Here is a 16,796-nt window from a genome sequence, read left to right on the forward strand (position 1 = left end):
GCCCCGGCCGGGCACCTGTGCCGTCACCCGGGTGCCGGGCCGTGCTGGCGGCGACGGCGGACGGCACCCACCGTGGTGGGAGGGGCGACCGCCTACAGGACGGTGACGGTACAGATGGACGCGAATGACTCCGCTCCCCGCATCGTGGTCGGCGTCGACGGCTCTCCGTCGTCGTACGCCGCACTGCGCTGGGCGATCCGACACGCGACGCTCACCGGCGGGGTCGTGGACGCCGTGGGCGCCTGGGAACCGCCGAGCCACTACGGCTGGTCCGCGCCGGTGGTCGACACGTCCTTCGACGAGAATCTCGCCCAGCAGCGGTTCGCCGAGGAACTCGGAGAGGTGCTCGGGCCGGACCGACCGGTAGAGGTGCGGGAACGCCTGGTCCTGGGCGACCCCTCCGACGTCCTCCTGAAAGCAGCGAGGGGAGCCGAGGTACTGGTGGTGGGCAGTCACGGGCACAGCGGTTTCACCCGTGCGCTGCTCGGTTCGGTGAGCATGCGCTGCGCTCAGCACGCCACCTGCCCGGTGGTCATCGTCCGCCCGCAGTGACGCTCATCCCTGCACCTGGTCGAGGACGTCCTCGACCCGACGGCGCGGACTGGCCGCACCGGGCGGGCCGTAGCCAAGGCGCAGAACCAGTTGGACGTGCGCCGGCCCCTCGGCGGTGTCGCGCAGGCGCCAGCGGGTGTCGGGGATCTCGACGGCCTGGTGCAGGACGGAGGCACGCAGGCCGTGGACGGTGGCGAGCAACCAGACCCGTTCCATCGCCTGTCCGGTCCGCAGCCATTCCGCCTGGCCGTCGGAGTGGGTGGTGAGGGTGGCGAGTTGGGGCAGGGCCTCGAAGCGTTCGGCTGGGGTGGTGTGGCGCGGCGGATGGCCGGTGAACCCCCGCATCGGGACGCGGGCGTCGCGGTCGTGCTCGCCGAGGGCGGCCAGCGGGATGCCGTCGAAGGACGGTTCCAGGCGCAGCCAGCGGCGGGTCTCGGCCTCGCGGGTGACATCGGCCGCGATCCGGGCCTCGGCCTCGGCGGTGAGGTCGAGGACTCGGCGTACGCCGTGCTCCTCCAGCACGGTGAGGGTGACGCCTTCGTCCTGGGCGGCCGTGATCAGGTCGGCGACGATCGCTTCGGGGACGTCCCGGTTGGTGAACGGGTGCCGGCTGGAGTGGCGCCCCGCGATGGCCGGGTAGAGGTCAGCCCCGAAGGGCTGTGCTGAGCGGGCCGGTGCCGAGAGGTCGAGGACGGCGCGCGGCTGCGCCTCCGCGCCGTTCGGGAGCAGCTGGACGACGGCCTCGCGGCCGAGGTGGGCGGCGGCCACCCGCAGGTTGAGCACGGCGGCGCCGAGCGAGATGTGCAGCGCCCGCCCGTCCGGGTCGGCGGCGGGGACGGCCCGGTTCAGGTCCGCGTGGACCTCCAGGCCGAGCAGGTCGGGGGTGGGGCGGAAGCGCCAGGGCTGGCTGTTGTGCAGCGACGGTGCCAGGCCTCCAGCCTCGGCCAGCACACGCAGGTCGGCGGTGGTGAGGGCAGTTCCGGTGGTCATGATGGTTCACTCCCTGCTGCCGCTGCTCCCGGCGGGGAGCGCCGGTGATTCGAGGATCCACCGCGTCGGCGGTGTCCGGCGAGGGCCCAACGGCCCTGCCCGCAGCGGCCGGGGGACCTTGTGTGCGGACGGCTCGGCTTCACCGAACGGCTTGGGCCACGAGCTCGATGCGGCCGTTGCGGAGGTGGTTGCGGTGGCCGTCGGTGAACTCCACCCGGAGGCTGTGGTCAGCCGGGGCGTCCACCACCACGGCGCTCTCGATCGTGCCGTAGGACGATTCGCGGTAGACGCACACGCGGTCGCCGATGTGGAACTCCGTCGTCTCCGAGATGATCATCGAACTCACCTTCCGCCCCTCGTTGGATTGCCTCCACCATCCCGCGTCGGGCGTGACGGCTCCGAGAGGCGCAGGGTCCGTACGGGCGGGCCTCCCCGCCCTTGCCCTCTGGTACGTCCGGCCTCGCCAGGCGCTCCCCGGACTCCCCCTCCGGCCCGGCCGATGGGGCCGGGTGGCGGGCCGAACGGCCCTGCCGCCGCGCGCCCGGCAAGCGGTCTCCTGGATGACAGAGGCCCGGTCGACCCCGTGCCGGGCACTGAGCACCCGGAGGCACGGCCGTGCTGACCGACGACTCCCGCACCACCACCCAGCAGCTGATGCACACCGCCGCCGGGCGGACCGTCGCGGTGTCCCGTTACACCCCGGAAGTCCTGCCGGACAGCGGTCGCATCGTGCTCGACACGCCCCTCGAACCGTACGACGTCCACCAGGTCTGGATCTCGCTCACTGCGGCCGAGGCCCGGCAGCTGGCCGGGATGCTGCTACGCCAGGCCACCCTCCTTGAGCGGCCACAGACTCCGCGGCCCGGCCGGATCGAGGTCGACCCGGTGGCGGGAGACCTGTACGCCGTCGACGTCCGGTCGCATGTCCTGACCGTCGACCAACCCCTCGACGCAGGTGGCGGAGACGCCGCACCGACCCCGGTCGAACTGTGCGCCTCCGCCCTGGCCTCCTGTACCGCCCACTACGCCGGCGGCTACCTCGACCGGCACGGCCTCACCCGGGACGGTCTCCACGTCACCGCGGACTACACCATGGCCCAGGACCGCCCGGCCAGGATCGCCACGGTGTCCATCGAGGTCACCGCCCCCGGCCTGCCGCCCGAGCAGGCCCCCGGGCTGCTCGCGGTCGTCCGCCACTGCACGGTGAAGAACACGCTCGACCACCCGCCCGAGGTCACCGTCTCCCTCAACGGCAACACCGCGGGCCCGGCGTCATGACGGCAGCAGATCTGACGGCCGCGCCGCCGGTCACCGTCGATCCCACCACCACGACTGTCAAGGCCGCCCTGCGGATTGAGCAGGAGGCCGTCGGCTGCGTCCTCGTCACCGACCACGGCCGACTGAGCGGCACCCTCACCGACCGCGACCTGACCGTCCGCGGACTCCCCCACGGCCACCACCCCGAGCAGCTGGTCACCGACCTGATGACCACACCGGTCACCATCGTGGACGCCGACGACGACCTCGACACCGCCTACCGCACCTTCCGCAGCGCCGACGTCCACCGCCTGCCCGTCCTTGACCACAGCCGGGTGGCCGGGATGCTCGCCGTCGACGACCTAAGGCGTGACGTCGTCGAGCGGCTCGTCGACCTGCTCGTGCCGTACGGGACCGCGTCGTCGGGCTGCTCGAAGACGGCCCCGTGACGACGAGCCTAAAGCGCCGCGCCCCGAGGCCTCACACCCCACACGTCCTTGCACCTCGACCGCCTGGCCACTCAGTGATCACTGGCGATCACACCCGCATCGCTTTGAGAGGTTTCCATTCATAAATGATCTCTACACAGATCATTGTCAGTGGCGCCAGCTAGCCTCCAGCAACTTCGAATTGATGCAACATCAGAGAGGCGAATCACTCATGGCACCCCAGGCAACCATCCGTCGCGGCACGCGCCGCATCCAACACACGTACGTCTGGCTGGCAACCCTCAGTGGCAACGAGGGCAGGTGCACCTACTGCGATACGGAGCCCGCGACGACGTTGGATCACGAGACGCCGGTCGCGGACGAAGGTGCGGACGTCTGGTGGAACTTCATCCCTGCATGCAAGCCCTGCAACGACTGGAAAGGAAAGCGTACGGCGAAGCAGTGGTTCACCGACCAGAAGCTGCACCGCGAGCGGCCGGATGTCGGCTTCGACACCCGCATGATGCCGATGCGGATGGCTCTAGGGTTCGAAGGCCGAGTGGAGAAAGTCAGGCGCGAGTTGCGGAACACCGACCGTCGCGACTGGTTCCGGCACCATTTCGGAGCGGCACGGCACCGGAGCAAGGAGGAGATGTGGGAGCGGTTCGCGGAGTGCGAAGCAATGCTGGCCAGGTATCCGTTCAAGCCGTGGAATACGCCGAACGTCGGATCGGAATCTGCCGACCAGTGCCATCGCCGCATGTGCTGCAGCTGGCGGCACCCTGATGCCGCCGCCATCAGGGCGGTGATCCTCCCGCAGGAGCAGCGCGCCGCCTTCACACGCGCTGCCTTCGCTGCCGGCTTGTCCGAGGGAGACCTTGTCGCGACGCTCATCCGTGAGCACCTGCGGCGCGCGGAGATCCCCGAACAGCGCCGACAGTAGGTTCGTGCACACGACGCACCGGGCTGCCCCGGCGCAGCGCCGCGCGGGTGCGGTCACGCCGTCGGGGTGGCCTCCCACGCGCCGTAGCCGCCGATGAGGTCGTAGGCGTGCGGGTGGCCGTGGTGGCGCAGGAGGCTGGCGGCGATGGAGGAGCGGCTGCCGCCGGCGCAGTGCAGGACGATGCGGCGGTCGGTGGGCAGTTCGCCGTGGCGGGTGGGGAGTTCGGCGAGCGGGAGGTGGAGCGATCCGGGGATGGCGCCGGCCTCGCGCTCGGCGGCGCCGCGGACGTCGACGACCAGCGGGGGCTGGGGGCCGGCGAGTTCCTGGCGCAGGGTGTGCACGGTGAGTCGGGCGCCCTGGCGCATCAGTTCGGGGTGGGTGAGGAAGACCTCCTCCGGGTCGGTGAGGTAGCCGGCGACCCGGTCAAAGCCGATCCGGGCGAGCCGGGTGACGAGTTCCGCGCCGCGTCCGTCGGGGGCGATGACCAGGACCTCGTGGTCGGGCGCGAGGATGGTGCCGCACTGTTCGGCGAAGCGGCCGTCGGCGGGGACGTTGAGCGAGCCGGTGAGGTGTCCGGCGGCGAAGGCGGCCGGGTCGCGGCCGTCCACCACCAGGGCTCCGTCGGCGCGACGCGCCAGGAAGTCATCGGCGGCCACGGCGCGGACGGCGGCCGGGTCGAAGAGTCCGCGCTCGCGGCGGTTGAGGTCGGCGTCGTAGCCGAAGTAGCCGGGGGCGGTGGGCTGGCCGTCGGTGACCAGGGCGACGAAGGTCGGCTGGTCCATCGGGGCGCAGGCGTAGTTGGTGGCGCGCTCGCGGCCGATGGTGGACTGGCGGTCGGTGGAGAGGTTCTTGCCGCAGGCGGAGCCGGCGCCGTGGGCGGGGAAGACCAGGGTCTCGTCGGGCAGGGCCATCAGCTTGTGGTGGACGCTGTCGTAGAGCATGGCGCCGAGTTCCTCGGCGGTGACGCCGGACGAGGCGAGCAGGTCGGGGCGGCCGACGTCGCCGATGAACAGGGCGTCGCCGGTGAGCACGCCGTAGGGGACGGTGTCGTCGGGCTGCTCGTAGACCAGGACGCTGATCGACTCGGGGGTGTGGCCGGGGGTCTCCATGATCTGGAGGGTGACGTCACCGAGTTCGATCCGCTCGCCCTCGGTGAGCTTGCGGATCGGGTACTCGGTCTCCGCCCGGTGCCCGTAGCCGATCCAGGCGCCGGTGCGGTCGGCCAGTTCGAGGTGGCCGGCCAGGAAGTCGGCGTGGAAGTGGGTGTTGATGACGCCGACGACGGTCAGGCCATGGGCCTCGGCGTCGGCGACGTACTCGTCGACGTCACGGCGCGGGTCGACGACGACGGCGCGCCCGGTGCGCTCGTCGGCGATCAGGTAGGAGGCCTGGGAGAGGCAGTCGAGGTAGAACTGGGCGAAGTACACGGGGAACCCTCCTGGGTGGCGCCTGGGCACTGCGGCGCGGTCGCGATTGCTGGATACCCCCCTCGGTATATATGCCAGCATACGACCTCCATGGCCGATACAGGTGGGGGTATCGCCGAAGCACTTCGATAATACCCCCGGGGGTACTATGGTGGACATCGGAGGGGGAACCGGCCACACCGCCGGGCCCGGCACCGCCCCGGTCTCTCGTCGGCGCCGACGAGAGACCGGCGCCGACGAGAGAACCGCGTCACCACCCGCGCCGCCGCTCGCAGCACACGGATCGGCGGCCCGCCCGCGGCACCCCCGACCCGCCGGACCACCGCCGCCCGGCCCCACCACTGGAGAAAGCCATGCCCCAGCTGCCGTCCGACCCCGGACCGGCCTCCCCCGGACCATCCGACCCAGCACGGTCCGCCCCCGGTCAGATCACCCCCGCCCAGGCCGACCGGCTCGCCCGCACCGGCGCCGCCGTGCTGCTGGACGTCCGCGAGGCCGCCGAGTTCACGGCCGGCCACGCCCCCGGTGCCCTGCACCTGCCGCTGGTCGGCCTGGCCGCCGGAGTCGGGCTGCCCCCCGAGGCCGTCGGCCGTACGGTGCTCACGGTCTGTCGCTCCGGCCACCGCTCCCAGCGCGCCGCCGAGTTGCTCGCCGCGCGCGGCGTCGAGGCGCTGAACGTCACCGGGGGCATGAACGCCTGGGCCCGGGCCGGCCTGCCGGTCACCACGCCCGACGGCAGCGCCGGACACGTCATATGACCACGCTGCTGCTGGCGCTCGCCGCGGGAGCGGTGGTCGGACTGGCCCTCGGCGGACTCGGTGGCGGCGGCAGCATGCTCGCCGTACCCGCCCTGGTCTACCTGCTCGGCTTCTCCCCCGCGCTCGCCACCACCGCGAGCCTGGTGATCGTCGCCGCGACCTCGCTGACCGGGCTGCTCGCCCACGCCCGGGCCGGACGGGTGCGCTGGCGCACCGGCGCGCTGTTCGCCGCCGCCGGACTGCCCGCCGCGGCCGCCGCCGGGGCGCTCTCGGCCCACCTGCCGGGCGCGCTGCTGACCGGCGCCTTCGCGGTGCTGGCGGCGCTCGCCGCCTGGCGGATGCTGGTCCCGCCCAAGACCGGCGGGCAGGAACGATCCGCCGCCGGACCGGCCCGCTCCACCGCCACGGGCGCCGGGCTCGGCGCCGTCACCGGACTGCTCGGCGTCGGCGGCGGCTTCCTCGCCGTACCCGCCCTGGTCTCCGTGCTCGCCTTCACCATGGCCGAGGCGGTCGGCACCAGCCTGTTGGTCATCACCGCCAACTCCCTCGCCGCCCTGCTGCCCCGCCTCGGCGCCACCGGCTCGATCGACTGGGCCGTGGCCGCGCCCTTCACCGGCGCCGCGATCCTCGGCGCCTGGGACGGCAAACGGCTCGCCGACAAGCTCAGCGGACGCACCCTGCAGCGGGCCTTCGCGATCGCCCTGCTCGGCGTCGCCATCCTGATGCTGGTCACCACCCTGCGCTGACCGGCCCGCCGTCCCCCGGCCGCGCCCGCCCAGCCGCGCCGGCCCCCACCCCCGAGAGGACCCCTCCCCCCATGACCACGCCGACCACAGCGCTGACCGTCGAACAGCTCAAGCCCCGCCTCGGGCAGCTCACCCTCATCGACGTCCGCTCCCCCGGCGAGTACGCCCGCGGCCACATCCCGGGCGCTCGGAACATCCCGCTCGACCAGCTCGACCGCGCCCTGCCCGCGCTGCGCACCGCCGCCGGGAAGAACGAGCTGGCCGTCGTCTGCGCCGCCGGACAGCGCGCCCGGTCCGCCTGCGCACAGCTCGCCGACGCCGGGATCACCGCCCTCGTCGTCACCGGCGGCACCAACGCCTGGACGGGCGCGGGCCACCCCGTCGACCAGGTGGCCGGCGCCCGCCCGGTGTGGGCGATGGACCGTCAGGTCAGGCTCGCGGCCGGCTCGCTGGTCCTGCTCGGCCTGCTCGCCGACCACGCCCGGCCCGGCGCCCGCTGGCTGTCGGCCGGAGTCGGCGGCGCGCTGGTCGTCTCCGCGTTGACCGACAGCTGCACGATGGCGGCGCTGCTGGGCAAGCTTCCGTACAACCGCCCCCGCCCGGGCACGCCGACGCTGGACGACACCCTCGCCGTCCTCGGCCGCTGACCGGGCCGAACGGGCCCCGGCCGCACCGGCCTGGGCAGGGGTCCTCACTCCGCCCCGGAGCCCGCCTGCTCAGGGAGAGAGGGGCGGCCCCACCAGGCCGCCCCTCGCCCACATCGACCGGCCACCGTCGCGGAACCGCTGGTCGCCGGCGGCGTCACCGCGCACTGAACGACCCAGCCGTGCGACGCCCAGGGGCGGTCACGCCCCGGCGTTCACGGCCCCCGCCGCCGCCGGCGGCTCCTCTCCCGGCACCACCGGCTCCGGCAGGGTGCGGAACAGCGCCCAGCTGAGCAGCGGCATCGCCACCAGCGGCACCAGCGCCGTCCGCAGCGAGGTCGCGTCCGCGATACTGCCGATCACCGGGCTGGCCAATCCACCGACACTCACCGTCAGCCCGAGGGTGATCCCGCTCGCCGTGCCGATCCGCGACGGCAGGTAGTCCTGCCCCAGCGTCACCTGCAGCGAGAACGGCACGTACAGGCCCGCCGAGGTCAGCGCCACGCACACGTACAGTCCCGGACCGGGCACCACCAGCACCCCGGCCACCGCCACCGCCGCGACCAGGTAGGACCAGCGAGCCACCGCGACCCGCCCCCACCGCTCGGCCAGCGCCCCGCCCAGCAGCGATCCCACCGCGCCGCCCGCGTACAGCACCACCAGCGCCGCCGTGCCCGCCGCCGTGCCGCCGCCGAGGCGCTGGGCGGCGCACAGCGACAGGAAGGTGCTCAGCCCGGTGAAGACGATCGAGCGGCACACCACCGCCAGCGACAGCTTGACGAAGGAGGTCCGGTCGTCCTGTCCGGTCCGGGGCGCCGTGCCCGCCCCGGCGGCCCGCCGCCGGGCCAGTTCGCGCAGCACCGGCAGGCACAGCGCCGCGCCCGCCAGGGCCGGCAGCGCCAGCAGCGGGGTCAGCCGCAGTCCGCCGAGGTCAACCACGGCGGCGACCAGCAGCGGGGCCGCCGCGAAGCCCAGGTTGCCGCCCAGCGAGAACCAGGCCATCCCCCGGTGCCCGCTGCCGCCCGAGCCGGCCACCGCCCGGGCCACCCGGGCGGACTCCGGGTGGTACGCCGCCACCCCGACACCCGACAGTGCCACCCAGGCGAGCGTCAGCCCGTACGAGCCGCCCACCCCGCTGAGGGCGATGCCCGCGCCGCCCAGCAGCGTGCTCACCGGCAGCAGCCAGGGCAGCGGCCACCGGTCGGTCAGCGCCCCGAACAGCGGCTGCGCCACCGAGGACAGCAGTGAGGCGGCCAGCACCACGCCCGAGACGGCGGCGTAGCCGTAGCCGCGCTCGGCGACCAGGAAGGGCACCAGGGCCGCCACCGCGCCCTGGTAGACGTCCACGCAGGAGTGCCCGACGGACAGCAGGGCGATCGACGCGTTCTGCGACAGTTGTTCCGTCCCCGCGGACGTACGGCTGGTTCGATTCGTTGGAATGCTCACCCGGACATGCTCGAACCGGCACCCGCTGTCGGACTTCCGATAACCTGCCAGACAATGCCGAGAATCCGCCACGACCCCGTCGCCCCGACCCGGGCCGAGCTGCTCGCGCCCGGCACCGGGATCGACGCCCACCGCCACGACGACCACCAGATCGCCTACGCCGCCCGGGGCGTGGTCGCCATCACCACCGACGCCGGCTCCTGGGTCGCGCCCGGCACCCGCGCGCTCTGGATCCCGGCCGGCACCGTGCACGCCCACCAGGCGCACGGCGAACTCGAACTCCACCTGGTCGGCCTGCCCGCCACCGAGAACCCGCTCGGCCTCGACCGGCCCACCGTGCTCGCCGTCGGCCCGCTGCTGCGCGAACTGATCGTCGCCTACACCCGCGCCCCGGACCAGGACAGCCCCGAACGCTCCCGGCTGCGCGCCGTCCTGCTCGACCAGTTGCGCGCCTCGCCCCAGCAGCCGCTGCACCTGCCCACACCCGCCACCCCGCTGCTCCAGGCCCTGTGCGCCCTGCTGTACGCCGAGCCCGCCGACCGCCGCACCCTCACCGAACTCGGCCGGACCGTCGGCGCCAGCGACCGGACGCTCTCCCGGCTCTTCCGCGCCGACCTCGGCATGACCTTCCCCCAGTGGCGCACCCAGCTGCGGCTGCACCACGCCCTGGTGCTGCTCGCCGAGGGGCAGCCGGTCACCGCCGTCGCCCACCGCTGCGGGTGGTCCTCCGCCAGCGCCTTCATCGACGTCTTCCGCCGCACCTTCGGCCACACCCCGGGCCACGCCCCCGGTACCGCCCCAGGCCACGCAGCCGAGAGCCGCCCGGCGCGCTGAGAGCCCGGTTGCCGGCGGAAGGCCCCCGTTGTCCGTGCCGGGTGGCAGGCTGGGGGCATGTGCGGCCGCTTCGTCTCCACCACCACGCCCCAGGACCTCGTCTCACTGCTCGGAGAGCTCCGGTGGGACCCGGCCGAGGCCTTCGCCCCGAGCTGGAACGTCGCCCCGACCGACCCGGTCCCGGCCGTCCTGGAACGCGTGGACCGGGAGACCGGCGAACTGCTGCGCCAGTTCCGCCCGCTGCGCTGGGGCCTCGTCCCCTCCTGGTCCAAGGACCCGTCCGGCGGCGCCCGGATGATCAACGCCCGCTCGGAGACCGTCGACACCAAGCCCGCCTTCCGCAAGGCCTTCACCGACCGACGCTGCGTCATCCCCGCCGACGGCTACTACGAGTGGCGCGAAGTCCCCGCCGAGGGCGACCGCAAGAAGTACAAGCAGCCGTACTTCCTCAGCACCGGCGGCGTGATGCTGATGGCCGGCCTGTACGAGTTCTGGCGCGACCGCACCCGCCCCGACGACGACCCGCTCGCCTGGCTCGCCACCGCCACCGTCATCACCACCGACGCGACCGACTCCGCCGGCCGCGTCCACGACCGGATGCCGCTCACCATCGCCCCCGACGACCTCCCCGACTGGCTCTCCCCCGCCCGGACCGACCCGGCCGAACTCCACCACCTGCTGCGCCGCCCCGCCGACGGCGCCCTGCGGGTCCGCGCCGTCCCACCCACCGTCAACAGCGTCCGCAACAACGGGCCCGAGCTGCTCGCCGCCGCCCCCGACCCGCTCGGGCTCGCCGACTGACGCCCTGCTCTGCGAGGATTCCGCTGACAGTGCGCCCGACCGGCACTACGGTAGGCGAGCAGAGCAGGTCACGGGGGTGGGGGCGGCGCAGTGTTGATGTCCATGACGGCACACGTCCGCCCCGAGAGCGGCATGCCCGACCCGGAGCCCTACGAGCAGCGCCGCCGCCCCGGCTCGCCCTCGGCCGCCGGCGGCGACCCGCACGCCGCCGTCCTCCCGCCCGGGGCCGCGCGCGCCGCGCAGACCGTCGAGGCCACCACCCCGACGCCCAATCTGCCGCCCCGCTCCGCCGGCCCGCTCATCGGCCGGGAGGGCGAGTCGCGCGCCGTCGCCGAGGCCCTGGCCCACGACGACGGGGGCGGACTCGTCACCCAGGCCACCACCCTGCACGGCCTGGGCGGCGTCGGAAAGACCAGCCTCGCCCTGCACCACGCCTACGCCCGCGCCGACCACTACCGGCTGATCTGGTGGCTCACCGCCGAGTCCGCGGAACAGCTCGCCGAGGGCTTCGCCGGGCTCGCCGTCCACCTCCACCCCACCTGGGCCCTCACCGCCCCGCCCGGCCAGCAGGTCGAGTGGGCCATCGCCTGGCTGCGCGCCCACGACCGCTGGCTGCTCGTCTACGACAACGCCGAGGACCCGGCCCACCTCACCCCCTACGTCGGCCGACTCCTCGGCTGCGGCCACCAGTTGGTCACCAGCCGGCGCGCGAGCGGCTGGCACCCGGGCATCAGACCGGTCCGCATCGACGTCCTCGACGCCCCCGAGGCCGCCCGGCTGCTGTGCGGGGCGGCGTACACCGACTCGGCGGTCGATCCGGCCGAGCAGGACCAGGCCCGCGCCCTCGCCGACGAACTGGGCCACCTGCCGATCGCCCTCGCCCAGGCCGGCGCCTACGTCCAGCAGACCGGCACCACCTTCGCCGCGTACCGCGAACTGCTGCGCGCCACCGGCCCGGTGGGGCCCGGCGCCGAGGACACCGTCGCCCGGCTGTGGCGGACCACGCTGCGGACCGTCCAGCACACCGCGCCCTTCGCCGTCGAGCTGCTGCGCACCCTCGCCTGGTACGCCCCCGAGGCCCTGCCGCGCGAGGCGCTCACCCCCTTCGGGGAGCGCCGCCCGGAGGAAGTGGACCGGGCACTGCGGCTGCTCGCCGACTACCACCTGATCACCCTCGGCGACACCGTCACCGTGCACCGGCTGCTCCAGGCGGTGCTGCGCACCTCCGACTTCCGCGCACGCGCCGAGCGACACCTGGCCCGGGCGGCGGCCCGGCTCTGGCCGGACGCCCGGCCGGAGCTCCGGCGGGCACTGCTGCCGCACATCCGGGAACTGGCCGACAGCGGTCCGTCCCAGGACCCGACGGCCGAGACTGTCGCGCTGTACGGGCTGGCCGCGGGCGAACTCACCGACCGGGCCCAGCGGGTGTACGCCGTCCGGTTGGTGGAGGCGATGGCGGACGGGCAGCGGCGGCTGCTCGGCGAGGACCACCCGGACACCCTCACCACCCTCGGCCGGCTCGGCCGGCTGCAGGCCAAGACCGGCGACCCGGCCCGGGCCGTGGAGCTGTGCCGGGACGTGGTCGCCCGGCGGACCCGCGTCCAGGGCGCCGACCACCCCGCCACCCTGGCCGACCGGCACACGCTCGCCCAGGGCCACCGCAGGGCCGGCCGACACGAGCTCGCCGCGGCGGAGTTCCGCGCCGTCATCGCCGACCGGGCCCGGGTGCTGGGGCCGGACCACGCCGACACCCTGAACAGCCGGGCCAGCCTGGCGTACGCCCTCCAGGTGGCGGGGCAGCACCGGGAGTCGGTGGCCGAGTACGAGCGGCTGGTGGCGGACGTGGAGCAGGTGCTCGGCGCCGACCACCCGGACGTGGTGACCCGCCACAGCGGCCTCGCCTTCGCCCAACTCGCGGCAGGGCTGCACGGGTTGGCGATCAGCCGGTACCAGCAGGTGGTCGCCGACCGCACCCGCATCCTGGGCGCCGACCACCCGGACACCCTGAACAGCCGCAGCTGGCTCGCGGCCGCTCACTCCGACGCCGGCGACCACCTCGCGGCGATCGCCGCCTTCGAGGCCCTCGTCGCGGACCGCACCCGGGCCCAGGGCCCGGACCACCCGCAGACCCTCTACGCGCGCAAGCGCCTGGCCTCCCTCCACCGCAAGGCCGGCCGAGCCGCCCTCGCCGTCGCCGAGTTCAGCGCACTCGTCCCCGACTACACCCGGGTCCTCGGCCCCGACCACCCCCACACCCTCAACGCGCGCAGCGGCCTGGCCCGCGCCCACCGGGAGGCGGGCACCCCCGGCCACGCGGTCGAACAGCACCGCGCCCTGGTCCGCGACCGCGCGCGCATCCAGGGCGAGGGCCACCCCGACACCCTGGAGGAGCGCAGCTTCCTCGGGTACGCGCTGCGCATCGCCGGGCTGCCCGCCCTCGAAGTCGAGGAACTGGAGCGCCTGGTGGCCGACCGGGCCCGGATCCAGGGCCCGGACCACCCCGACACCCTGGAGGAGCGCTCCGGCCTCGCCCGCGCCCTGCAGGCCGCCGGCCGACCGCGCGAGGCACTCGCCGTACGGGAGCAGCTCCTCGCCGACCGGCTGCGCGTCCACGGCCCCGAGCACTTCGAGACCTTCGACGCCCGGCTGCGACTGGCCCGGTCCGTCGACGAGGCGGGAGAGCACCGGCGCGCGGCGGAACTGTGCGACCAGTTGGTCACCGAACGGCAACGGGTCCTGGGCCCGGACCACCCGGACGTCCTCACCACCCGGTGGTGGCAGGCGTCGATCCACACCAACGCCTGCGACTACGGCGAGGCCCTGACGCTCTTCGAGGCGCTGCTCGCCGACCGCACCCGGATCCAGGGGCCGGACCACCCGGCAGTGCTCAACACCCGGTGGTGGCTGGCGACATCCCTTCGCAACCTCGGCCGGCACCGCGAGGCGCTGGCGCAGTACGAGGCACTGCTCGCCGACCGCACGCGGATCCAGGGAGCCGACCACCCGGACGTCCTCCACACCCGGTTCTGGCTGGGCCACAGCCACCAGGCGCTGGGCGACCACCGCCGCGCCCTGGCGATCCACGAGGCGCTGGTGGCCGACCACGTCCGGGTATACGGGCCGGACCACCCCGAGACCCTCAACGCACGCCTCTGGCTGACCACCGCCCACGGAAGCGCGGGCGACCACCGGCGCGCGGCCGACCTCCTCGAACCGATCATCGCCGACCGCGCCCGCGTCCAGGGCGCCGACCACCCCGAGACGCTCCTCACCCGCCTTTCGCTCGCGCTCTCCCTTCGGAACGCCGAAGATCACCGGCACGCGGTGTCCCTGTTCGAAGCCCTCACCCACGACTACGCCCGGACACTCGGCCCCGACCATCCCGACACCCTCGACATCCGCGTCTGGCACGCGTCCACCTGCCAGATCGCCGGTGACCACCGCCGGACAGCAGCGCTGTTCGAAGGACTCCTCGCCGATCACACCCGGGTGTTCGGGTCGGACCACCCGAGCACGTTGCGATGCCGTCGCCAGCGCGCCTCGGCTTGGCGGGCCTGCGACGAGCACGCCCGTGCCCTCGCCGAATTCGCGTCCCTGGTGGCCGACCACACCCGCGTCGACGGGCCGGACCACCCGCAAACGCTGGACCTCCGCGAGGAGTTGGCACAAGCACACTCCCAAGCGGGCCACTACCGAAGTGCTGTGGAGTCGTACCTGAACCTGGTCGCCGACCGCGTCAGGATTCAGAGCCCGGACCACCCGGACACCCTCCACGCCCGCTGGTGGCACGCCTTCGCCCATGACGAAGCCGGGGACCACAGCCTCGCGAGCGAGCTCTTCGGCACCCTGGCCGCCGACCGCGCGCGGATACTCGGAGCCGACCACCCGGACACTCTGCTCGCCCGACAGTCACAGGTCTCCTCCTGCCGGGCGGCCGGTGACCTCCGGCCGGCTCTGCAGCTGGGCGAGGCCCTGGTCGCCGACCGCACCCGGATCCAGGGCCCGGACCACCCGGACACCCTCCACGCCCGCCTCCTCCTCTCCTGGATCCACCGGACCTCCGGCAACCACCTGCTGGGCATCCGACTCGACGAAGCCCTGGTGGACGACCGGGCCCGGATCCATGGCCCGGACCACCCGACCGTGCTCACGGACCGGAGCATCCTCGCCACCAGCCGGGGGTTCGCCGGCCTGCACCGTCAGGCCGTCATCGACCGGGAACTGCTGGTGGCGGACTGCACCCGGGTCCGTGGGCCGGAGCACCGCGACAGCCTCCTCACACGTTCCATGCTGGCGCAGAACATCCGCACCACCGGCGAACTCGACCGTGCCGCCGACCTCTTCGCGGAACTGATCGCCGTCCGGACCCGGTGTCAGGGCCCGGACCATCCGGACACCCTCGACGACCGGTCCGAGCTCGCCTACACCCACCGCCTTGCCGGACGCCATCGCCAGGAGGTCACCGAAAGGCAGGCCCAGGTCTCCGACCACGAGCGGGTGCACGGCCCCGACCACCCCGCCACCCTCGTCGCCAGGAACAGCACGGCCCACGCCCTTCGCCACGGGTGGCACCACGACCACGCCGACGCGCTCTACCGAGCAGTCCTGGCCGAACGCGGCCGCGTCCTGGGAGTCGACCATCCGGACACCTTCGACGTCCGGGACAGCATCGCGCTGAACCTCTTCCAGGCCGGCCGCTTCGGCGAGTCGGCAGCCCACTACCGCGAGGCCCTGGCCATCGCCGTCGACGCGCGCGGACCCGAGCACTCCGTCGTACGGGAACTCCGGTGCGACCTCGCCAAGGCCCTGATCCTCGACGGTGAGTCTGCCGCCGCCATCGCCGAGCTCTCCCGGACGGCGGAGGACTGGACGCGCCCCACCGGCCCCGGCCTGCCCGAGCTGGTCCACACCGGATGTGTCCTCACTTTCGCCCACCACCTGAGCGGGCAGCCCGAGACGGCCCTGCGCCTGGCCGCCGACCTGGTCACCGCTGCCACCGAGGCCCTCGGCGGCCCGGACGACGCCACGGTCACCGCCCGGCTGACCCAGGCACTCCTGCTGGCCGAGGGCGCTCGCCCGCTGCGGGCCGTCGTCCGGCTGGAGGAACTCGCCGAGGCCTGCGCCGAGAGCCGGGGCGTACGCAGCACCCTCACCCTGGAGGTCCGGCAGGCCCTCGCCCACGCCCGGCTGCGCGCCGGGGACGCCGACGGCGCCGTCCGGGTCCACGAGCGGATCATCGCCGACCGGATCCCGTCCGGGCACGCCTCGCCGACCGCCGCCCTCCGGACCGGCCACCGGGAGGCCGACGACGTCGCCGTCAGCGTCGGCGCCCAGCGCCCCGGCCCGTTGCCGCTGTTCCCCTCCCTCGCCGTCGGCCTGGCCCAGGCCCTTGCCGCGGACGGCCGCCGCGACACCGCCCACGAGCTGCTGGCGGCGGTCCGGATCGGCCGCGAGGCGCTGATGGACCCCGGCCACCCGCTGGCGACAGAGGCCCGCAGCGCGCTCACCCAGCTCCCCGACACCCTCGAATCCGACCGCACGCAGCTCAGCCCCCGCCGCACCGCCCCCGCCCCGTTCCCCCGCCGCTCCCGCGGCGCGATGCACCGCGCCGTCGAACCGCCGACGCCCCGCCCCGCCTGGCGCCCCCGCCTCACCCTCACCGCGGACCCGGCCGTGGGCGCCACCACCCACCTCGAACTGCGCCTGGAGTCCGTCGAGGAGGCCGCCGACCCGGCCGCCCTGCCCGAGCTGCGCCTGGTCGCCGCCGTCTCCCCCGACGCTCGGCTCGACCCGCCGGTCGCCGACCACAGCCCGGCCGGCCCGCCCGCCCGGTTCGCGCTCACCCCGGCCTCGCCCGGCCCGCACACCGTCCGGATCACCGTCTTCGACCGGGGCCACGGCGCCGTCCTCCAGGACCTCTCCGCCGTCGTGGACGTCCCCGCCACAGCCGCACCCCAGGAGCAGGAGTAA

14 protein-coding genes are annotated in these 16,796 nt (G+C 74.3%); 10 read left to right on the top strand and 4 right to left on the bottom strand.

Annotated elements, in window-relative coordinates:
* Positions 1–114 precede the first annotated feature (114 nt).
* Positions 115–552, top strand: coding sequence for a universal stress protein (locus tag ACZ3YL_RS04240; RefSeq protein ID WP_188308986.1), 438 nt, complete (start codon positions 115–117; stop codon positions 550–552).
* A 3-nt stretch (positions 553–555) separates the two neighbouring features.
* Here the strand turns inward: ACZ3YL_RS04240 and ACZ3YL_RS04245 are convergent, their stop codons facing one another.
* Positions 556–1,542 (bottom strand): Acg family FMN-binding oxidoreductase, encoded by a 987-nt coding sequence (locus ACZ3YL_RS04245; protein ID WP_465655286.1) that lies wholly within the window; start codon positions 1,540–1,542, stop codon positions 556–558.
* 139 nt (positions 1,543–1,681) lie between these two features.
* Positions 1,682–1,879 carry a hypothetical protein gene (locus ACZ3YL_RS04250; RefSeq protein ID WP_188308984.1) on the bottom strand — a complete coding sequence of 66 codons (198 nt, stop codon included), beginning with the start codon at positions 1,877–1,879 and terminating at the stop codon, positions 1,682–1,684.
* Between the two features lie 278 nt (positions 1,880–2,157).
* Between ACZ3YL_RS04250 and ACZ3YL_RS04255 the strand changes: the two genes are divergently transcribed.
* From ACZ3YL_RS04255 to ACZ3YL_RS04265, 3 genes are all read left to right on the top strand, one after another.
* The gene (locus tag ACZ3YL_RS04255; RefSeq protein ID WP_465655288.1) at positions 2,158–2,820 is read left to right on the top strand and encodes an OsmC family protein; all 663 of its coding nucleotides are present in this window, start codon (positions 2,158–2,160) and stop codon (positions 2,818–2,820) included.
* Positions 2,817–3,248, top strand: coding sequence for a CBS domain-containing protein (locus tag ACZ3YL_RS04260; RefSeq protein WP_465655290.1), 432 nt, complete (start codon positions 2,817–2,819; stop codon positions 3,246–3,248). The genes ACZ3YL_RS04255 and ACZ3YL_RS04260 overlap by 4 nt, the downstream gene beginning before the upstream one ends.
* Before the next feature lie 211 nt (positions 3,249–3,459).
* The gene (locus tag ACZ3YL_RS04265) at positions 3,460–4,170 is read left to right on the top strand and encodes an HNH endonuclease (RefSeq protein WP_465655291.1); all 711 of its coding nucleotides are present in this window, start codon (positions 3,460–3,462) and stop codon (positions 4,168–4,170) included.
* A gap of 53 nt (positions 4,171–4,223) precedes the next feature.
* On the opposite strand, the gene ACZ3YL_RS04270 is transcribed toward ACZ3YL_RS04265, so the two are convergent.
* Positions 4,224–5,597 carry a rhodanese-like domain-containing protein gene (locus ACZ3YL_RS04270; protein ID WP_465655292.1) on the bottom strand — a complete coding sequence of 458 codons (1,374 nt, stop codon included), beginning with the start codon at positions 5,595–5,597 and terminating at the stop codon, positions 4,224–4,226.
* Between the two features lie 353 nt (positions 5,598–5,950).
* Between ACZ3YL_RS04270 and ACZ3YL_RS04275 the strand changes: the two genes are divergently transcribed.
* From ACZ3YL_RS04275 to ACZ3YL_RS04285, 3 genes are all read left to right on the top strand, one after another.
* Entirely contained in the window at positions 5,951–6,355 is a 405-nt protein-coding gene (locus ACZ3YL_RS04275; RefSeq protein ID WP_465655294.1) for a rhodanese-like domain-containing protein, read from the top strand.
* Positions 6,352–7,101, top strand: a complete 750-nt coding sequence (locus ACZ3YL_RS04280) for a sulfite exporter TauE/SafE family protein (RefSeq protein WP_188306945.1) — start codon at positions 6,352–6,354, stop codon at positions 7,099–7,101. Before ACZ3YL_RS04275 ends, ACZ3YL_RS04280 begins: the two co-directional genes overlap by 4 nt.
* Positions 7,102–7,172: 71 nt before the next feature.
* Entirely contained in the window at positions 7,173–7,748 is a 576-nt protein-coding gene (locus tag ACZ3YL_RS04285) for a rhodanese-like domain-containing protein (protein ID WP_465655296.1), read from the top strand.
* 198 nt (positions 7,749–7,946) lie between these two features.
* On the opposite strand, the gene ACZ3YL_RS04290 is transcribed toward ACZ3YL_RS04285, so the two are convergent.
* A complete protein-coding gene (locus tag ACZ3YL_RS04290) occupies positions 7,947–9,140 on the bottom strand; it encodes an MFS transporter (protein ID WP_465655722.1) in 1,194 nt (397 codons plus the stop codon).
* 105 nt (positions 9,141–9,245) lie between these two features.
* Here ACZ3YL_RS04290 and ACZ3YL_RS04295 point away from each other — a divergent pair, with 105 nt between their 5' ends.
* The 3 genes from ACZ3YL_RS04295 to ACZ3YL_RS04305 all read left to right on the top strand — a co-directional run bounded on the left by ACZ3YL_RS04295 (position 9,246) and on the right by ACZ3YL_RS04305 (position 16,796).
* Positions 9,246–10,025 carry an AraC family transcriptional regulator gene (locus tag ACZ3YL_RS04295; RefSeq protein ID WP_188306942.1) on the top strand — a complete coding sequence of 260 codons (780 nt, stop codon included), beginning with the start codon at positions 9,246–9,248 and terminating at the stop codon, positions 10,023–10,025.
* A gap of 57 nt (positions 10,026–10,082) precedes the next feature.
* Entirely contained in the window at positions 10,083–10,826 is a 744-nt protein-coding gene (locus ACZ3YL_RS04300; protein ID WP_465655298.1) for an SOS response-associated peptidase, read from the top strand.
* A 102-nt stretch (positions 10,827–10,928) separates the two neighbouring features.
* Positions 10,929–16,796 carry a tetratricopeptide repeat protein gene (locus tag ACZ3YL_RS04305; protein WP_465655300.1) on the top strand — a complete coding sequence of 1,956 codons (5,868 nt, stop codon included), beginning with the start codon at positions 10,929–10,931 and terminating at the stop codon, positions 16,794–16,796.

The sequence above is a fragment of the Kitasatospora sp. NPDC023176 genome (genome assembly GCF_055560495.1).

Excerpts from the sequence above, each read along its gene's own strand:
- ACZ3YL_RS04275 (WP_465655294.1), top strand. The coding sequence starts at position 5,951 with ATGCCCCAGCTGCCGTCCGACCCCGGACCGGCCTCCCCCGGACCATCC.
- ACZ3YL_RS04300 (WP_465655298.1), top strand. The coding sequence starts at position 10,083 with ATGTGCGGCCGCTTCGTCTCCACCACCACGCCCCAGGACCTCGTCTCA.
- ACZ3YL_RS04305 (WP_465655300.1), top strand. The coding sequence starts at position 10,929 with ATGACGGCACACGTCCGCCCCGAGAGCGGCATGCCCGACCCGGAGCCC.
- ACZ3YL_RS04285 (WP_465655296.1), top strand. The coding sequence starts at position 7,173 with ATGACCACGCCGACCACAGCGCTGACCGTCGAACAGCTCAAGCCCCGC.
- ACZ3YL_RS04295 (WP_188306942.1), top strand. The coding sequence starts at position 9,246 with ATGCCGAGAATCCGCCACGACCCCGTCGCCCCGACCCGGGCCGAGCTG.
- ACZ3YL_RS04260 (WP_465655290.1), top strand. The coding sequence starts at position 2,817 with ATGACGGCAGCAGATCTGACGGCCGCGCCGCCGGTCACCGTCGATCCC.
- ACZ3YL_RS04250 (WP_188308984.1), bottom strand. The coding sequence starts at position 1,879 with ATGATCATCTCGGAGACGACGGAGTTCCACATCGGCGACCGCGTGTGC.
- ACZ3YL_RS04245 (WP_465655286.1), bottom strand. The coding sequence starts at position 1,542 with ATGACCACCGGAACTGCCCTCACCACCGCCGACCTGCGTGTGCTGGCC.
- ACZ3YL_RS04280 (WP_188306945.1), top strand. The coding sequence starts at position 6,352 with ATGACCACGCTGCTGCTGGCGCTCGCCGCGGGAGCGGTGGTCGGACTG.
- ACZ3YL_RS04240 (WP_188308986.1), top strand. The coding sequence starts at position 115 with ATGGACGCGAATGACTCCGCTCCCCGCATCGTGGTCGGCGTCGACGGC.
- ACZ3YL_RS04265 (WP_465655291.1), top strand. The coding sequence starts at position 3,460 with ATGGCACCCCAGGCAACCATCCGTCGCGGCACGCGCCGCATCCAACAC.